Genomic DNA, 16,157 nt, shown 5'->3' with positions numbered 1-16,157 from the left:
ATTAATGGAGAGAATCAATATTGCTTTAGATGGTCCAGCAGCTGCTGGTAAGAGTACTATAGCGAAACGCGTAGCTGCTGAATTGTCAATGATCTATGTCGATACAGGAGCGATGTATCGTGCGATTACTTATAAATATCTTCAACAAGGACAACCTGAAGATTTTGAAGCGTTGGTTAACGAAACAACTTTAGAACTTACTTATGATGGAGAGAAAGGTCAGCTCGTTCTGTTAGATGGCAACGATGTGACAGACTATTTACGCGAGAATGACGTAACTCAACACGTTTCTTACGTTGCTTCTAAAGAACCTGTGAGACATTTTGCGGTAAATAAACAACAAGAACTTGCGCGTCAAAAAGGCATCGTGATGGATGGCCGTGATATTGGAACAGTGGTGCTTCCAGACGCTGAGTTAAAGGTTTATATGATTGCTTCTGTAGAAGAGCGTGCTCACCGTAGACAGTTAGATAATGAAGAACGTGGTATTGAATCTACTTTGGAACAACTCAAACGTGAAATTGCAGAACGTGATGAGTATGATATGAATCGAGATATTTCACCATTACAAAAAGCAGAAGATGCAGTCACACTCGATACGACAGGTAAATCTATCGAGGAAGTCACTGAAGAAATCTTGCAATTAGTGAATGACCTTCAATAAGTTTGTCGAAATAGCGAATTAATCTCTTAAAAGACGTTTATAGACGTGTCGAAGTGGGGTATATGATATAAGTAAAGGTGTGGAAATTGAGTCATAGAATTCATTATTAAATAATTTGAGACAGCATTCACACATAGATCATAATTTATAAATGCGCTAGCATAGAATTCCCGTGATAAAGGGGAATTTCTTGACAATTCTGTCTGATTATAAGATGTTATAACTATGTAGTGTATAAGGAGGCAGACAAGATGACTGAAGAATTCAATGAATCGATGATTACAGACATTAAAGAGGGAGACAAGGTTACTGCTGAGGTACAAGAGATTGAAGATAAGCAAGTAATCGTACATGTGAACGGTGGTAAATTTAATGGTATTATCCCTATTAGCCAATTATCTACACACCGTATTGATGACCCTAAAGAAGCAGTTAAAGTAGGCGACGAAATTGGTGCTTACGTAACTAAAATTGAAATTGACGATGAAAACGAAACAGGTGCTTATATCTTATCTAAACGTCAATTAGAAACTGAAAAATCTTATGAGTTTTTACAAGAAAAACTTGATAATAATGAAACAATTGAAGCAGAAGTTACTGAAGTAGTTAAAGGTGGCTTAGTTGTTGACGTTGGTCAACGCGGTTTCGTACCTGCTTCATTGATTTCAACTGAATATATCGAAGATTTCTCAGACTATGAAGGTCAAACTTTAAAATTAAAAGTAGAAGAACTTGACCCAGCAAACAATCGTGTAATCTTAAGTCATAAAGCTGTAGAAGAGCTTGAAAATGCTGAGAAAAAAGAAAAATTATTTGATTCGCTACAAGAAGGCGATGTTATCGATGGTAAGATTGCTCGCTTAACTAACTTTGGTGCATTCGTAGATATCGGTGGCGTTGACGGTTTAGTTCACGTTTCTGAATTATCTCACGAACATGTTGAAAAACCTGAAGATGCCGTATCTATCGGTGACGAAGTTAAAGTTAAAGTGAAATCTGTAGATAAAGAGAACGAACGTATTTCTCTATCTATTAAAGATACGTTACCAAGTCCATTTGAAGCCATTAAAGGTCAATTTAACGAAGGTGACACTATCGAAGGTACTGTAGTACGTCTCGTTAACTTCGGCGCATTCGTTGAAATCAGTGCCGGTGTACAAGGCCTTGTGCACATTTCAGAAATCAGTCACAAACACATCGGTACTCCTAGCGAAGTATTAGAACCAGGACAAGCTGTTTCAGTGAAAATCCTTGGTATCAATGTAGATGAAGAACGTATTTCACTTTCTATTAAAGCGACTCTCCCAGCTGAAGACGTGATTGAAAGTGATGAAGAAACTACTGAAAGCTACCTTTCAAGCAAATCAGAAGATGAAGACAACCCTACAATTGGTGATGTCTTCGGAGATAAATTGAAAGACTTTAAATTCTAATAATCTTTAATGAAGAATAACGATGTAAAGCGGTTGGTGATGACGTCACCAACCGCTTTTTGATAGGAATTAAACTTGGTAAATTCTCTAGGCGAGGCGTTCGTTTCCAACACCGTTAACATCTGACGCGCACGTACTTCTAGTATTTCTTTAGCTTTACTACACGTTATGATAGAATGATATAGATTAAAGTAGAGAGGAAGTTCCATATGACGAAACCTGTTGTAGCTATTGTAGGCCGTCCAAATGTCGGCAAGTCTACGATTTTTAATAGGGTCGTGGGCGAACGTGTATCGATTGTTGAAGATACACCTGGCGTAACCCGAGATCGAATTTATGCTGGGGGAGAATGGCTCACACATGAATTCAACCTTATCGATACAGGGGGCATCGAAATTGGCGATGCACCTTTTCAAACACAAATTAGAGCACAAGCTGAAATAGCGATTGACGAAGCTGACGTCATTATCTTTATGGTCAACGTACGTGAAGGTCTTTCTCAAAGCGATGAAATGGTAGCTCAAATGCTTTATAAATCTAAGAAACCTGTCGTTCTAGCGGTCAATAAAGTGGATAACCCAGAAATGCGCAATGACATTTATGATTTCTACGCACTCGGATTTGGTGATCCTTATCCTATTTCTGGCTCTCATGGATTAGGTTTAGGTGATTTGCTCGATGAAGTCGTTAAGCATTTTCCTAAAGAAGAACCTGAACCATATGATGAAGATACTATTCGCTTATCTATCATTGGCCGACCTAACGTGGGTAAATCTAGCTTAATCAACGCAATCCTCGGCGAAGAACGTGTCATCGTTTCCAATGTTGCAGGTACGACACGAGATGCAGTGGATACAGAATATAGCTATCAAGGTCAAGATTATGTCTTAATTGATACGGCAGGTATGCGTAAAAAGGGAAAAGTATATGAATCTACAGAAAAGTATTCTGTACTACGCGCGCTCAAAGCGATTGAACGTTCAAATGTAGTGCTCGTCGTGCTTGATGCAGAGCAAGGCATTATTGAACAAGATAAACGCGTCGCAGGCTATGCTCATGAAGAGGGTAAAGCGATTGTTATCGTCGTGAATAAATGGGATACCGTTGAGAAAGATAGCAATACGATGAAACGTTTTACAGATAAAGTCCGTCAAGAGTTCCAATTCTTGGACTATGCGCAAATCGCTTACGTTTCAGCTAAAGAAAGCAAGCGTCTAACTACCATCTTCCCATACATTAATGAAGCAAGCGCGAATCATAAGAAACGCGTGAAGAGCTCAACACTTAACGAAGTCGTCACAGACGCAATTACGATGAATCCAACGCCTACCGATAAAGGCAGACGTCTTAACGTCTTCTATGCAACACAAGTGGCTATCGAACCACCTACTTTCATCGTCTTCGTTAATGATGTCGAATTGATGCACTTCTCTTATAAGCGTTATTTAGAGAACCAAATCAGAGATGCATTTGGATTTGAAGGTACACCCGTACACATTATACCGAGAAAGAGAAACTAAGTAGGAGGGGTCAAGATGTCTAATGTGACAGTATTTGGTATGGGCAGTTTCGGTACAGCATTAGCCAATGTACTCGCCGAGAACGACCATAACGTCCTCATGTGGGGAAAGAATGAGCAATCCATTTCTGATATTAACGAACGTCATCAGAATTCACGATACTTAAAGGGAGCGCAACTCAATTCAGCTATACGTGCGACAGCCGATCTTCAAGAAGCTGTTGAGTTTGCGGATATCTATTTGATCGCATTACCTACGAAAGCCATTCGCGAAGTCGTGGGTCAAATTGACAGTTTATTAAGCGATAAAAAGACGTTTATTCACGTTGCGAAAGGTATTGAGAATGACACGTTCAAACGTGTGTCCGAGATGATTGAAGACACGTTATCGCCTGAACATAATGGCGGTATTGGTGTGTTATCAGGCCCAAGTCACGCAGAGGAGGTCGTGATTAAACAACCGACCACTGTAGCTGCTTCATCTCAATCTTCAGAAGTGAGTCAACTCATCCAAGACTTATTTATGAACAACTATCTCCGCGTATATACGAATGATGATTTAGTCGGCGTAGAGCTAGGTGGCGCTTTAAAGAACGTCATTGCTATTGCTAGCGGTGTAGTAGCTGGCATGGGTTATGGTGACAATGCGAAAGCAGCACTAATCACTCGTGGTTTAGCTGAAATTAGTCGCTTAGGCGAGCAGCTTGGTGCAGATCCTATGACTTTCTTAGGTCTAGGAGGTATCGGTGATCTCATCGTAACTTGTACATCGACTCATTCACGTAACTTTACATTAGGTTACAAGTTAGGCCAAGGCTTGACTTTAGATGAGGCTTTAAATGAAATGAATATGGTCGTGGAAGGAATTTATACGACTAAATCTGTGCATGACCTTGCCGAAGAGCAACATGTAGATATGCCAATTACGAACGCGCTATACGGCGTATTGTTCGATGATGAACCGGTTGATCAAAGCGTGGCTTACTTAATGGGTCGCGATAAAAAAGCCGAATAATTTAGCATAATTACACTTTTGATAAAATTAAGGTTCACTTTTAATAAAATTCTTATAAATAAGCCTTATTTTGCGTATAAATCATTGCAGTGACAGTGATGCGTGTGTTAAAGTCATAGCATAATGATATTAAGGTATCATTATCAATCCTAGGGGAGGTGAACTTGTAATGAATAAGACAGATTTAATCAATGCTGTAGCAGAACAAGCTGATTTAACTAAAAAAGACGCTAACGCTGCTGTAGATGCAGTATTCGAATCAATTCAATCTTCACTTTCTAAAGGTGAAAAGGTTCAATTAATTGGTTTCGGTAACTTTGAGGTACGCGAACGTGCTGCACGTAAAGGTCGTAACCCTCAAACAGGTAAAGAAATTGATATCCCTGCAAGCAAAGTTCCAGCATTCAAAGCTGGTAAAGCTTTAAAAGACGCAGTTAAATAATTCTTTACTTACCAAGAAGAGGTAGGGGCTAACGCTTATGAAGTTGATCATGTTGAGAGACGAATACCGTCTATTGAGATTCATAGTGCTAACCCTACCTCTTAATCTTTGTTAAGCGTAAGTGAAGTGTTTGATCGTAGGGGGGGAGAAGTTCTCCGTCGTTACGAAGACTTCGTGCCCCTTGTTCAAACCAGTTATCATTGAACTTACATAGCTTACTATCGGTTTCACTCGCTTATCGTTCGGTGAGATATCTCTTGCAACAACTTCGTTTGTGGAGATATCTCACTTTTTATTGCTTTTCATTGAAGGATAGTTCAAAACTTTCGGTTAAAAATGAGTAGAGACTCATTAATACATGTATTAAAACTTCAGCTATGATGTTCACACTCAATTGGACTGAGAACATCTACTTTTTCGAAGTCATCTTATTTGCAAGAAGACGTAATGAGAATTTTTAACTACTTTTAGCTAAATAGTATAAATTACTGCGAGCCAAGAGAGATTTAAGATACACTGATTTAATTTTTAGGCGTATAATGTTAACATGTATAGTGATACTAACGTGAGGTGTAACCATGGATTCTACATACAATTTACTAGATCAACAAATTAAAGAACGCCTTAAAGGTGTAAATACATATGAACCCATCGATTATAATCAAAGCTTGGGTCAACTGTTAGACCAGTACGATATTCCAGTTCAAGCTAAATTAGCTTGCCTCGCTATCGATACTGCGATGCGTCACTTAGACTCTATTACTAACAAACATTTATCCAAAAATGCTATTCTCATAGGAGATTTATTAAGTGCGCATTTCTACACATTATTGGCTGAACTCAACGAACCCCAATTTCAACAACAAATTAGTTCAGCTATCGTTAGAATCAACGAATTGAAATCATCGATTCATCAACGTGTACTTTCAAACGAAGCATTGCTTCAAGCCATTTTAACCATAGAAAGTGAATTTCCAATGATTACCTTAAAGTATTTCTCACCTCACGTCGATTACGAACAGGTAAATCAACAAATCGTTACTGACTTGAAAGCATATCATCCTTCCTATTTATCGCAGTATTCTCGTGAAGAACTCGATACAATGTTACAAGAATTAGAAGCAAGACATATTTAATAAATGAGGTAGACAATATGACTGAAAACAAAGCTAAAAAAGAGCAAGTGCATCATGTATTTCAGAACATTTCTAGTAAATACGATCGCTTAAATAATATTATTAGTTTCGAACAGCACAAATTATGGCGTAAGAGTGTCATGAAAGAAATGAACGTCAAGAAAGGAAGTAAAGCATTAGATGTTTGTTGTGGTACAGCAGACTGGACGATTGCGCTCAGCAAAGCTGTAGGGCCTACGGGTGAAGTAATCGGCCTCGATTTCAGCGAGAACATGCTCGAAGTAGGTAAGAAGAAGACGAAAGATATGACGAACATCCATCTCGTCCATGGAGACGCTATGAATTTACCATTTGATGACAATGAGTTTGATTATGTTACTATTGGCTTCGGCTTACGCAATGTTCCTGATTATTTAGCGACGTTGAAAGAGCTTCACCGTGTACTTAAACCTGGTGGTAAAGTGGTTTGTTTAGAAACAAGTCAACCGACGGCACCAGTCTTTAAGCAACTGTACAAACTTTATTTCAAATTTGTGATGCCAATCTTTGGTAAAGTCTTCGCAAAGTCCAAAGATGAGTACGAATGGCTTCAACAATCAACATTTGACTTTCCTGATAAAGAGAAGTTGAAACGACTGTTCAGTCAAGCAGGCTTCTCACATATTAAGATTCGTAGCTTTACAGGTGGCGTTGCTGCAATGCACCTTGGCTATAAGTAAATTTTCTAAATCCAAAGGTGATCGATGTGGCAAAGTTAAACATGAACAAAGAAATCAAGTATATTGAAAAGCGGCTCAAAAAGGCTATTGTAAGCAATGATGCTGTGCTCGAAGCAGCTTCAAACCATCTACTTACTTCTGGTGGTAAGCGTGTGCGACCAGCTTTCGTCGTTTTGAGTAGTCAATTTGGGAAATCCATGAGTGAAGATACGTATCGTGTAGCTGTAGCACTTGAGCTCATCCACATGGCCACACTGGTACACGATGACGTAATCGATCGTAGTGATAAGCGTCGAGGTAGATTGACTATTGCTAAGAAATGGGATCAAAACACTGCTATTCTCACAGGGAATTTCCTACTTGCACTTGCATTAGAACACATGTCTGAAATTGAAGACGTGCGTGTTCATCGTGTAATTTCAAGCGCTATAATCGATGTATGTAAGGGAGAACTCTTCCAATTCCAAGATCAATTTAATAGCGAACAGACGATGACCAATTATTTACGCCGTATTAAACGCAAGACAGCTTTACTCATCCAACTAGCGACAGAAGTAGGTGCGATTTCTTCAGGTGCAGATGATGAAACCGTACGTAAATTGAAGATGATTGGTTACTACATCGGAATGAGTTTCCAAATCGTTGATGATATTCTTGATTTCACTAGTTCTGAGAAACAACTCGGAAAGCCGGTAGGTAGTGATTTACTTAATGGCCATCTTACTTTGCCAGTACTACTCGAAATGCGTCACAACGATACTTTTAAATCTCAAATAGAAGCTTTGGGTCCTGATAGTCCAGCAGAGGATTTCCAAGACTGTATTGCGACAATACAAGCATCTTCTTCTGTTCAAACAGCTCAGGCAATCAGTGATAAATATTTAGCCAAAGCGGAACACTTAATTGAAACGTTGAACAATGAACACCCGAAATCACTTTTCAAAAAACTCATTCAAAAAATGAGCAAACGCAATACTTAAGCCCGAAAAAACGTTGAATGCCTAGGGTGAAACTGGTATGATTTAGGTTAGTCAGAATATTATTTCTATACATATTAGGAGGCAAACGATTATGGAAAGAACATTTCTTATGTTAAAACCAGATGCTGTACAACGTAATCTTATCGGCGAAGTTGTATCACGCATCGAACGTAAAGGATTAAAGCTTGTAGGTGCTAAATTAATGACAGTACCTCGTTCATTAGCAGAAACACATTACTCTGAACATCAAGGTAAACCTTTCTATGAAGGTCTTGTATCATTCATCACATCAGCACCAGTATTCGCAATGGTTGTTGAAGGTGAAGATGCAGTAGACGTTTCTCGTCACATTATCGGTGAAACAAACCCTTCTGAAGCTGCACCAGGTACAATCCGTGGTGACTTCGGTTTAACTATCGGACGTAACATTATTCACGGTTCAGATTCAACTGAGTCTGCTGATAAAGAAATTAACTTATGGTTCAATCCAGAAGAGTTAAGTGACTACACTGCAAATAATGAAGCTTGGTTGTACGAATAATCACCTCAATTAACTTGAGATGATATGTTGGGAATGGCTTACACAGTTATCCAACACAAGTTACTTCTTAACAAGTGACACTTTTAACTAATAACTACAACTCAGGCTCAAGCCTAGTCATCTGGGTGAGACGTTTAACCTGTACAAGGTCGCCGTCTCGCCCTTTTTCTATTTCAACTTAGGATATGATAAGATAATGATTAACGCGAAAGTTTATCGAATGAGGTGACATAACGATGAGATTTCTAACAGCTGGTGAATCCCACGGTCCACAACTTACAGTGATTATTGAGGGAGTTCCTGCAAATTTACAACTAAAAGCTGAAGATATTAACAAAGAAATGTTTAAACGCCAAGGCGGTTATGGTAGAGGGCGTCGTATGAAGATTGAGAAAGACGCTGTAGACATCGTTTCAGGTGTACGCAATGGTTATACACTTGGAAGTCCCATTACGATTGTCGTGACCAATGACGATTTCACGCATTGGCGTAAGATTATGGGCGTCGCGCCGATTAGTGAAGAAGAACAAGCGAATATGAAACGAGTGATTACGAAACCTAGACCAGGTCATGCAGATTTGATTGGAGGAATGAAGTACAATCATCGCGATTTACGTAATGTTCTTGAACGCTCTTCTGCCAGAGAGACAGCAGCACGTGTGGCAGTAGGGGCTGTCTCAAAAATATTATTAGAACAACTCGGTATTCGCTTGTATAGTCGTGTCGTCGAAATCGGTGGTGTGGCTGATCAATCGCTATATGAGGTCGAAACTTTAAAAGATGGTGTTGACCAAAACGATGTACGTGTGATTGATGAATCGATAGCGCAACAAATGCGTGATAAGATTGACGAGGCTAAAAAGGCTGGAGATTCGATCGGTGGTGTAGTACAAACCGTAGTGGATGGCATGCCAGTTGGAATTGGAAGTTATGTCCACTATGACCGTAAACTAGATGGACGTATCGCTCAAGGTGTCGTTAGTATTAATGCTTTCAAAGGCGTGAGCTTTGGCGAAGGTTTTGATGCTGCACGTAAACCTGGAAGTCAAATTCAAGATGAAATTCTGTATAGTGAACAAGAAGGTTTCTATCGTGGCTCCAATCATCTTGGTGGACTTGAAGGAGGTATGTCCAACGGGATGCCAATCATCGTGAACGGTGTTATGAAACCTATTCCGACGCTATACAAACCGCTCAATTCTGTAGATATCAATACTAAAGAAACATTCAAAGCATCTATCGAACGTTCAGATAGTTGCGCAGTACCCGCAGCTAGTGTAGTGGTTGAACATGTAGTTGCATTTGAAATTGCGAAAGCGATTCTCGAAGAATTTCAAGCGAATCATATGACTCAACTTATTGATCAAATTCAAGAACGACGTCAACTCAACCAAACGTTTTAAAGTAAAGCAGGTGACATTATGCAATTAACTACGACTTACCCTGATCGAAATTATCCTATTGTGATAGCACCTCACGCACTCGATCAACTTGACGATTATATTAAAGATTACAAGACTAAATTTTTATTTGTGGATAATAACATTTATCGTTTGTGGTCAGAACGCATACAATCCATTGCCGACCAATGGAATATAAAGGTTTATCCATTACCTGCAGGTGAAGAAATGAAGACGCTTGAGCATTATAGTCAAGTGATAGAATCTTTATTAGCCCATCAAATCACTCGTAACACGTGCATTCTTGCAATGGGTGGAGGTGCTACTGGTGATTTCTCTGGTTTCGTCGCATCAACGCTCTTACGCGGGGTGGATTATATTCAAATTCCAACGACACTTTTAGCACATGATTCAAGTATCGGGGGTAAAGTGGCAATCAATTCAAGTCACGGTAAGAATTTGATTGGTGCATTTTACCGGCCAAGTGCAGTGCTATATGATTTAGACTTTCTTCAAACGCTGCCGTATAGCGAGATATTGAGTGGCTATGCTGAAGTGTATAAGCATGCGCTGTTGGACAGTGCGCGTGCAGTTCAGGATGTGGAAAATGCGTATCCAAATCAGCAAGCATTAGCTGAAATGAACGATATTGAGACCTATCTGTACCGCGGGGTGGAAACAAAGTTACAATTCGTCATTGCGGATGAGCGTGAAAGTGGCGTGCGTCAATATCTCAACCTAGGGCATACATTCGGTCATGCGGTCGAGTATCGCTATCATCTTCCACATGGTCATGCCATAGCGATAGGTCTACTTTATCAATTTATTATGTCTAACCTTATTTATGGTACAGCGTTTGATATCACGCATTATGTCCGTTATTTCCAACAGATAGCGTATCCGCTTCAACGCATTAAAGATTTCGAATTCGAACCGCTTTATCAATTGATGCTCGTCGATAAGAAAAATAATGATCAAGGCGTTCAAATGGTGTTACTTAAAGACATTGGTCAACCGACGACCCACCATGTAACGAAAGCTGAACTTGAACAAGCATTCGCTGAATTGCAGAAAGTAATTAAAGAGTAGGTGAAGAACGTGACGCACAATGAAATGATAAATATTAAAGGCCCATTACGTGGTGAACTCGAAGTACCAGGAGATAAATCGATGACGCATCGTACGATTATGCTCAGTTCTTTAGCGTCCGGCAAGTCAACGATTCATAAACCGCTATTAGGTGAAGATTGTCTTCGGACGATTAAGATCTTTCAACAACTTGGGGTTGAGATCGAAGTTAAGAAAGATCGCTTAGAGGTTAACTCCATAGGATATACACACTTCCTTACACCTCATCAGGTCCTTTATACAGGTAACTCTGGAACGACCACACGTCTAGTAGCAGGATTGTTATCAGGGTTACAGATTGAGGCAGTACTTTCTGGAGACGCCTCTATAGGTAAAAGGCCGATGGATCGTATTATTCAACCACTTTCCCAAATGCAAGCGTGTATTCACGGTGTGGATAATAACTTTACGCCATTAATCATTCAACCGGCAACTTTATCAGGTATTGATTACGAAATGCCTGTAGCTAGTGCTCAAGTTAAAAGTGCTATTCTTTTCGCCGGATTATTTGCTCAATCCGCAACTCAAATTACAGAAAAAGCTTTGACACGTAATCACACTGAGACGATGTTCACACATTATCATATACCGATAGAAGTGAATGATAAGATCATTTCTTTACCACCGCATGCCATACAACATATTCAAGCGAATGATTTTCATGTACCTGGCGATATTTCATCAGCTGCATATTTCATAGTGGCAGCATTAATTATTCCAGGAAGCGATATCGTTATACACAATGTTGGTATTAACTCGACTCGTTCTGGTATCATCGATATCGTTCAACAAATGAATGGAAACATTGAACTTTTTAATATAACTGAAGGGCCAGAACCTACTGCGAGTATTCGAGTACGTTATACTGAATCTTTACAAGGTATTGATATTGAAGGCAGTATGATTCCTAGAGCAATTGATGAGATACCTATCATTGCGTTATTGTGTACGCAAGCGCAAAGCATAAGTCAAATACGAAATGCTGAAGAGTTAAAGGTCAAAGAGACGAATCGTATCGATACCACAGTCTCTGAACTCAATAAATTGGGCTTTGATTTAACGCCAACAGAAGACGGAATGATTATTCGTCCATCTCAATGGATTAATAATGTTCCAGTAGACAGTCATACTGATCATCGTATTGGTATGATGCTCGCTGTAGCGTCATTATTGAGCGATGAGGCATTGACGATCCAACGCTTTGATGCCGTCAACGTGTCTTTCCCTGACTTTTTAACACACTTACAAAACTTGAAGAATGAGGGGTAATTATGCAAGAGATTTACAAACTAATTGATGATATCAATATGCAGAAACTCGACAATTTAGATTCAAGAGTGAATGAGGTCTTAACGACTTCTAACGATGATGCATTATTCATCCTAGGCGAGACGCTATATAACTTCGGTCTGACTCCTCAAGGGTTAGAGGTCTTCCGCACGCTCTATCATAAGTATCCTGACGAAAGTGAAGTCTTAATTTACTTTATTGAAGGTTTAATGGCAGAGAATGAAACCGATGAAGCACTCGAGTATTTAACTGAAGTCGAATTGTCTCCAGAACGTCTCATGTTGGAAGCTGATCTCTATCAACAAATCAATATGATTGAAGTAGCGATTGATAAATTAAACCAAGCGATTGACCTTGAGCCTAACGATCCAATTATTCATTTCGCTTTAGCAGAGCTCCTCTTCTATGACGGTCAATATTTACGCGCAACGAGTGAATACGAAACTGTACTTGAGACAGGAGAGTATGAAGTCAATCACGTGAATCTCTTCTCGCGTTTAGCAGTATGTAGTTTACAAAGTGGTAACTATACGGATGCAATTGAGCTCTTCGATGAAATGAGCGAAGAAGAAATGGATTCTGAGGATTACTTCAAGAAAGCTATCGCTTATGAGAAAAATGATTTAATACAAGAAGCGACGAAATTAGTACGCACTTTATTATCTAAAGACCCTGACTTCATGCAAGGGTATCTCTACTTACAACATTTATATTCAGAAGAGAAGAATTATCCAGATGCAATTGAGATCGGAAATGAAGGCTTGCGGTTAAGTCAATTCTACAAAGAATTAATGGTATCAACAGGTACACTTGAACTAGAGCACGGTGATGCCAATGACGGGGTTGAACATTTAGTTCAAGCATTAGAAGTGGATCCTGCATATCACGAACCTGTGCTTGTGCTCAGTGACTTTTACCGACAAGAGGAGGATTATGAATCTATTATTAACCTCTTATCTTATGTAGATGAGGAAGATCTCGATCCAGTGTTCGAATGGCATCTCGCGGTTGCATACGGTCATGAAGAACGTGACAAAGAGGCACAACACTTCTTCAAATTGGCTTATCCTACCCTTAAGACGCAGTCCGCTTTCTTAGGCGATTATTATTTCTATCTTATCGAAATTGGTCATGTGGAAGAAGGGCGAGAAATTCTAGATCGCTTACTCGAGTTAGATCCAGCGAATGAAACTTGGCATGAGGAAGCTGAACGTTTACAACAATAATGGTTGATCAAGTGACATGCGAATGTACGTAGTATGTCTAAAACGTTTGTACAATTGATTTAAATTTAGGTCACTCTTTACTTGAAGTGTACCTAAATAAAGGAGGTGTGGGTATGAATCAATTAACACAGTTTAAAGTCAATTACATTGAATATCTGTTGTTTAACTATCATTTCAAATCACGAATTAGTGTATGGGTGCTAAACTATATCAAGGCGACGCCAGAGTTACTCAATCAAGTGCACTTCGTAGATGAAATGATTCCATCTCATCCCACACTTGAATTAAGTATCGAAGGCGCGGATGCTCAAGGTATTCGTTTTTCAAATGATTATTCTACGCTGATCAATACGAACGAAATCTTTTATGAAATCACTTCGGAATTGGAGTCATTTGATATTAAGCTCCATTTCCCGCAAGATGCAGTGAGAGACTTGCGGTTAGACGAGTTACTGTTACAACAGCTTCTACACTCACCGCATTATCGATCCTATGCTCAAGATATTCAACGCTTGAACTTGACTACCCAACGAGAGCAATTGATTATCGATTACTTGAAAGATAATATTGATTTAAGTTTACAAATGAATGAACGTGAGCTCTTCTTCCAATTCTCACATCTACTTAATCAATTCTCACTACGTTCACTCAATTCGTCATCAGGGGACTAATATTATGGTTTATCAAACGATTTGGTTTCATCTACTGTATTCTAAACGCATGCTCTGGTTGCTATTCATCTGTAACTTAGCTGGAACAATCTATGGCTATATCTGGTACAAAGATCAACTAGCGCATGCACCATGGTTGTTTAAAGCATTTGTGCCAGATAGTCCAACTGCTACTTTATTTCTGACTATCATTCTTGGGCTTTATCTGCTGGGTAAAAGGTCTACCATCTTCGAAGCACTTGCTTTTACGAGTCTGTTCAAATATGGTGTATGGGCGGTAGTCATCAATTTAATTCTCATGATCAGTTACGACATGTGGACGATTACTGGCATGTTATTGATGTTGTCTCATGGCATAATGGCGCTTGAAGCTATCCTGTTTAGTCCAAGAATGCGTTTGAGTTGGATGGGTCTGATTATCGCTATAGTTTGGCTATTTCATAACGATGTTATCGATTACGTCTTTTTACAATATCCGGTCTATCCATTTATCGCTTCACATTTAAATTTGATTGCTTACTTTACTTTCTGGTTAAGTGTCAGCGCTATCATTCTGTACATCGTAATGACGCGTCATGTAGGGGAGCAATTAGTTGACCGGTTTAAAGGAAGTCAGTAAAATAATGATTAAGGAGTGAGTATTTTGTCTTTTATTTATATGATTATATACTTCATTGTCCTGATGGTTATTCCATTATGGGCACAACACAAAGTGAAGTCGAACTACGAGAAATACGCGCAAGTGCGTTCAACTAGTGGTAAGACAGGTCGTGAAGTCGCACTCGAAATCCTTCACGCCAACGGTATTTATGACGTCGAGGTAGCGAGAGGGGAAGGCTTCCTTACTGATCATTATGATCCAAGTAAGAAAGTACTTGTCTTATCTCCACAGAACTATGATCGCCCATCTGTAGCAGGTACGGCAATTGCAGCCCACGAGGTAGGGCACGCAATTCAACATGCTGAAGGTTACTTCTTCTTAAAGTTCCGTTCAGCGCTCGTACCACTTGCTAACATCGGTAGTAACTTTGGGTACTTATGTATCTTAGCTGGTATCATCTTAACAGCATTGGTACATTCACCACTCGGTTCAACAGCAATGTGGATCGGTGTGGCACTGTTCTCACTCGCGGTACTCTTCTCAGTGATTACTTTACCAGTTGAGTTTGATGCAAGTAATCGTGCGATGAAACAAATTCAACGCTTGAACATAGTCAATGAGAAAGAACACAAACACGCGAAGAAAGTATTATCTGCTGCGGCAATGACTTACGTTGCATCAACTGCAGTAGCTATGGCCGAACTAGCAAGATTTATCTTAATGGCGCGTAATAGTGAATAACCTTAGATAGCTTATAAATTAATGATGAGCCGTTCCGTTCTTTAGCGTTCTGGAACGGCTTTTTTGTATCCTTAACGCGAGAATGATCACCACTTGAGATTTTGTCTCTTTTTAAAATGCTTCTCACTTTAACAGAATGCTACACATGTTTGCTTCCACTTTTTTATACACTGTCGCTTATGAGTTTCTTCTAAAATCACTCATATTTTCAAATCTCAAACACACTTCAAGTCATTGCACGAATAATGCATCGACCGTCGTTTTAAGCTATACTAGATAGGAAATGTTTATTAAATTAAGGAGCGAGTTTACATGAAGACGATGTCAGAAATGCAACGAGAAGTGGATGACTATATCAGCCAATTTAAGACCGGTTATTTCTCACCACTCGCACTTCAAGCCCGTCTTACTGAAGAGGTAGGAGAGTTAGCTAGAGAAATCAATCATTATTATGGTGAAAAGAAAAAGAAATCTACAGAAGAAGAGAATACGATTGAAGCTGAACTAGGCGATAATCTGTTTGTCTTATTATGTATCGCCAATTCACTAGGTATCGATATGACACAAAGCTTTGATGAAACGATGAAGAAGTTCAACACACGTGATAAAAATCGCTTTGAACGTAAATAATTAATCTATCGACCCGTTAAA

17 protein-coding genes are annotated in these 16,157 nt (G+C 39.3%); all 17 read left to right on the top strand.

Annotated features, from left to right (window positions below; genetic code table 11):
- The first annotated feature begins 4 nt into the window (after positions 1 to 4).
- The 17 genes from cmk (at position 5) to CD039_RS04405 (ending at position 16,136) form a co-directional block, all read left to right on the top strand.
- Positions 5 to 664: a (d)CMP kinase gene (gene cmk / locus CD039_RS04490; protein ID WP_103371303.1), complete on the top strand. Its 660-nt coding sequence runs from the start codon at positions 5 to 7 to the stop codon at positions 662 to 664.
- A 251-nt stretch (positions 665 to 915) separates the two neighbouring features.
- Positions 916 to 2,097: a 30S ribosomal protein S1 gene (gene rpsA, locus CD039_RS04485; protein ID WP_002472135.1), complete on the top strand. Its 1,182-nt coding sequence runs from the start codon at positions 916 to 918 to the stop codon at positions 2,095 to 2,097.
- 209 nt (positions 2,098 to 2,306) lie between these two features.
- On the top strand, positions 2,307 to 3,617 hold the full coding sequence (gene der / locus CD039_RS04475; RefSeq protein ID WP_049410384.1) for a ribosome biogenesis GTPase Der: 1,311 nt from the start codon (positions 2,307 to 2,309) through the stop codon (positions 3,615 to 3,617).
- 15 nt (positions 3,618 to 3,632) lie between these two features.
- The gene (locus CD039_RS04470; RefSeq protein ID WP_103371301.1) at positions 3,633 to 4,631 is read left to right on the top strand and encodes an NAD(P)H-dependent glycerol-3-phosphate dehydrogenase; all 999 of its coding nucleotides are present in this window, start codon (positions 3,633 to 3,635) and stop codon (positions 4,629 to 4,631) included.
- 169 nt (positions 4,632 to 4,800) lie between these two features.
- Entirely contained in the window at positions 4,801 to 5,073 is a 273-nt protein-coding gene (locus CD039_RS04465) for an HU family DNA-binding protein (protein ID WP_002472176.1), read from the top strand.
- A 578-nt stretch (positions 5,074 to 5,651) separates the two neighbouring features.
- Complete coding sequence (locus CD039_RS04460) at positions 5,652 to 6,209, top strand: heptaprenyl diphosphate synthase component 1 (protein ID WP_103371300.1); 558 nt, start codon at positions 5,652 to 5,654, stop codon at positions 6,207 to 6,209.
- A gap of 17 nt (positions 6,210 to 6,226) precedes the next feature.
- Positions 6,227 to 6,928, top strand: coding sequence for a demethylmenaquinone methyltransferase (locus CD039_RS04455; RefSeq protein WP_103371299.1), 702 nt, complete (start codon positions 6,227 to 6,229; stop codon positions 6,926 to 6,928).
- A gap of 26 nt (positions 6,929 to 6,954) precedes the next feature.
- Positions 6,955 to 7,908 carry a polyprenyl synthetase family protein gene (locus tag CD039_RS04450; protein WP_103371298.1) on the top strand — a complete coding sequence of 318 codons (954 nt, stop codon included), beginning with the start codon at positions 6,955 to 6,957 and terminating at the stop codon, positions 7,906 to 7,908.
- Between the two features lie 91 nt (positions 7,909 to 7,999).
- Complete coding sequence (gene ndk / locus CD039_RS04445) at positions 8,000 to 8,449, top strand: nucleoside-diphosphate kinase (protein ID WP_002472168.1); 450 nt, start codon at positions 8,000 to 8,002, stop codon at positions 8,447 to 8,449.
- A gap of 236 nt (positions 8,450 to 8,685) precedes the next feature.
- Positions 8,686 to 9,852 (top strand): chorismate synthase, encoded by a 1,167-nt coding sequence (gene aroC, locus CD039_RS04440; RefSeq protein ID WP_103371297.1) that lies wholly within the window; start codon positions 8,686 to 8,688, stop codon positions 9,850 to 9,852.
- Positions 9,853 to 9,870: 18 nt separating this feature from the next.
- Positions 9,871 to 10,938 carry a 3-dehydroquinate synthase gene (gene aroB, locus CD039_RS04435; RefSeq protein ID WP_103371296.1) on the top strand — a complete coding sequence of 356 codons (1,068 nt, stop codon included), beginning with the start codon at positions 9,871 to 9,873 and terminating at the stop codon, positions 10,936 to 10,938.
- Between the two features lie 9 nt (positions 10,939 to 10,947).
- Positions 10,948 to 12,246, top strand: a complete 1,299-nt coding sequence (gene aroA, locus CD039_RS04430) for a 3-phosphoshikimate 1-carboxyvinyltransferase (protein WP_103371295.1) — start codon at positions 10,948 to 10,950, stop codon at positions 12,244 to 12,246.
- 2 nt (positions 12,247 to 12,248) lie between these two features.
- Positions 12,249 to 13,493, top strand: coding sequence for a tetratricopeptide repeat protein (locus tag CD039_RS04425; RefSeq protein WP_103371294.1), 1,245 nt, complete (start codon positions 12,249 to 12,251; stop codon positions 13,491 to 13,493).
- A 113-nt stretch (positions 13,494 to 13,606) separates the two neighbouring features.
- Positions 13,607 to 14,164: a YpiB family protein gene (locus tag CD039_RS04420; protein WP_103371293.1), complete on the top strand. Its 558-nt coding sequence runs from the start codon at positions 13,607 to 13,609 to the stop codon at positions 14,162 to 14,164.
- Positions 14,165 to 14,168: 4 nt separating this feature from the next.
- Positions 14,169 to 14,783, top strand: coding sequence for a DUF1405 domain-containing protein (locus CD039_RS04415; RefSeq protein WP_103371292.1), 615 nt, complete (start codon positions 14,169 to 14,171; stop codon positions 14,781 to 14,783).
- Positions 14,784 to 14,807: 24 nt separating this feature from the next.
- Positions 14,808 to 15,506: a zinc metallopeptidase gene (locus CD039_RS04410; RefSeq protein ID WP_186303059.1), complete on the top strand. Its 699-nt coding sequence runs from the start codon at positions 14,808 to 14,810 to the stop codon at positions 15,504 to 15,506.
- 312 nt (positions 15,507 to 15,818) lie between these two features.
- Positions 15,819 to 16,136: a nucleotide pyrophosphohydrolase gene (locus CD039_RS04405; RefSeq protein ID WP_103371291.1), complete on the top strand. Its 318-nt coding sequence runs from the start codon at positions 15,819 to 15,821 to the stop codon at positions 16,134 to 16,136.
- The last annotated feature ends 21 nt before the right edge of the window (positions 16,137 to 16,157 follow it).

The sequence above is a fragment of the Staphylococcus argensis genome (assembly GCF_002902305.1).
Lineage (GTDB): Bacteria > Bacillota > Bacilli > Staphylococcales > Staphylococcaceae > Staphylococcus > Staphylococcus argensis.
The sequence above is the reverse complement of the archived record's forward strand: the minus strand, read 5'-3'. Positions and strand labels throughout refer to the sequence as shown.

What these genes read in the sequence shown, in the direction of transcription:
- cmk (WP_103371303.1), top strand. Translation starts at nt 5, where the DNA reads ATGGAGAGAATCAATATTGCTTTAGATGGTCCAGCAGCTGCTGGTAAG.
- rpsA (WP_002472135.1), top strand. Translation starts at nt 916, where the DNA reads ATGACTGAAGAATTCAATGAATCGATGATTACAGACATTAAAGAGGGA.
- der (WP_049410384.1), top strand. Translation starts at nt 2,307, where the DNA reads ATGACGAAACCTGTTGTAGCTATTGTAGGCCGTCCAAATGTCGGCAAG.
- CD039_RS04470 (WP_103371301.1), top strand. Translation starts at nt 3,633, where the DNA reads ATGTCTAATGTGACAGTATTTGGTATGGGCAGTTTCGGTACAGCATTA.
- CD039_RS04465 (WP_002472176.1), top strand. Translation starts at nt 4,801, where the DNA reads ATGAATAAGACAGATTTAATCAATGCTGTAGCAGAACAAGCTGATTTA.
- CD039_RS04460 (WP_103371300.1), top strand. Translation starts at nt 5,652, where the DNA reads ATGGATTCTACATACAATTTACTAGATCAACAAATTAAAGAACGCCTT.
- CD039_RS04455 (WP_103371299.1), top strand. Translation starts at nt 6,227, where the DNA reads ATGACTGAAAACAAAGCTAAAAAAGAGCAAGTGCATCATGTATTTCAG.
- ndk (WP_002472168.1), top strand. Translation starts at nt 8,000, where the DNA reads ATGGAAAGAACATTTCTTATGTTAAAACCAGATGCTGTACAACGTAAT.
- aroC (WP_103371297.1), top strand. Translation starts at nt 8,686, where the DNA reads ATGAGATTTCTAACAGCTGGTGAATCCCACGGTCCACAACTTACAGTG.
- aroB (WP_103371296.1), top strand. Translation starts at nt 9,871, where the DNA reads ATGCAATTAACTACGACTTACCCTGATCGAAATTATCCTATTGTGATA.
- CD039_RS04425 (WP_103371294.1), top strand. Translation starts at nt 12,249, where the DNA reads ATGCAAGAGATTTACAAACTAATTGATGATATCAATATGCAGAAACTC.
- CD039_RS04420 (WP_103371293.1), top strand. Translation starts at nt 13,607, where the DNA reads ATGAATCAATTAACACAGTTTAAAGTCAATTACATTGAATATCTGTTG.
- CD039_RS04415 (WP_103371292.1), top strand. Translation starts at nt 14,169, where the DNA reads ATGGTTTATCAAACGATTTGGTTTCATCTACTGTATTCTAAACGCATG.
- CD039_RS04405 (WP_103371291.1), top strand. Translation starts at nt 15,819, where the DNA reads ATGAAGACGATGTCAGAAATGCAACGAGAAGTGGATGACTATATCAGC.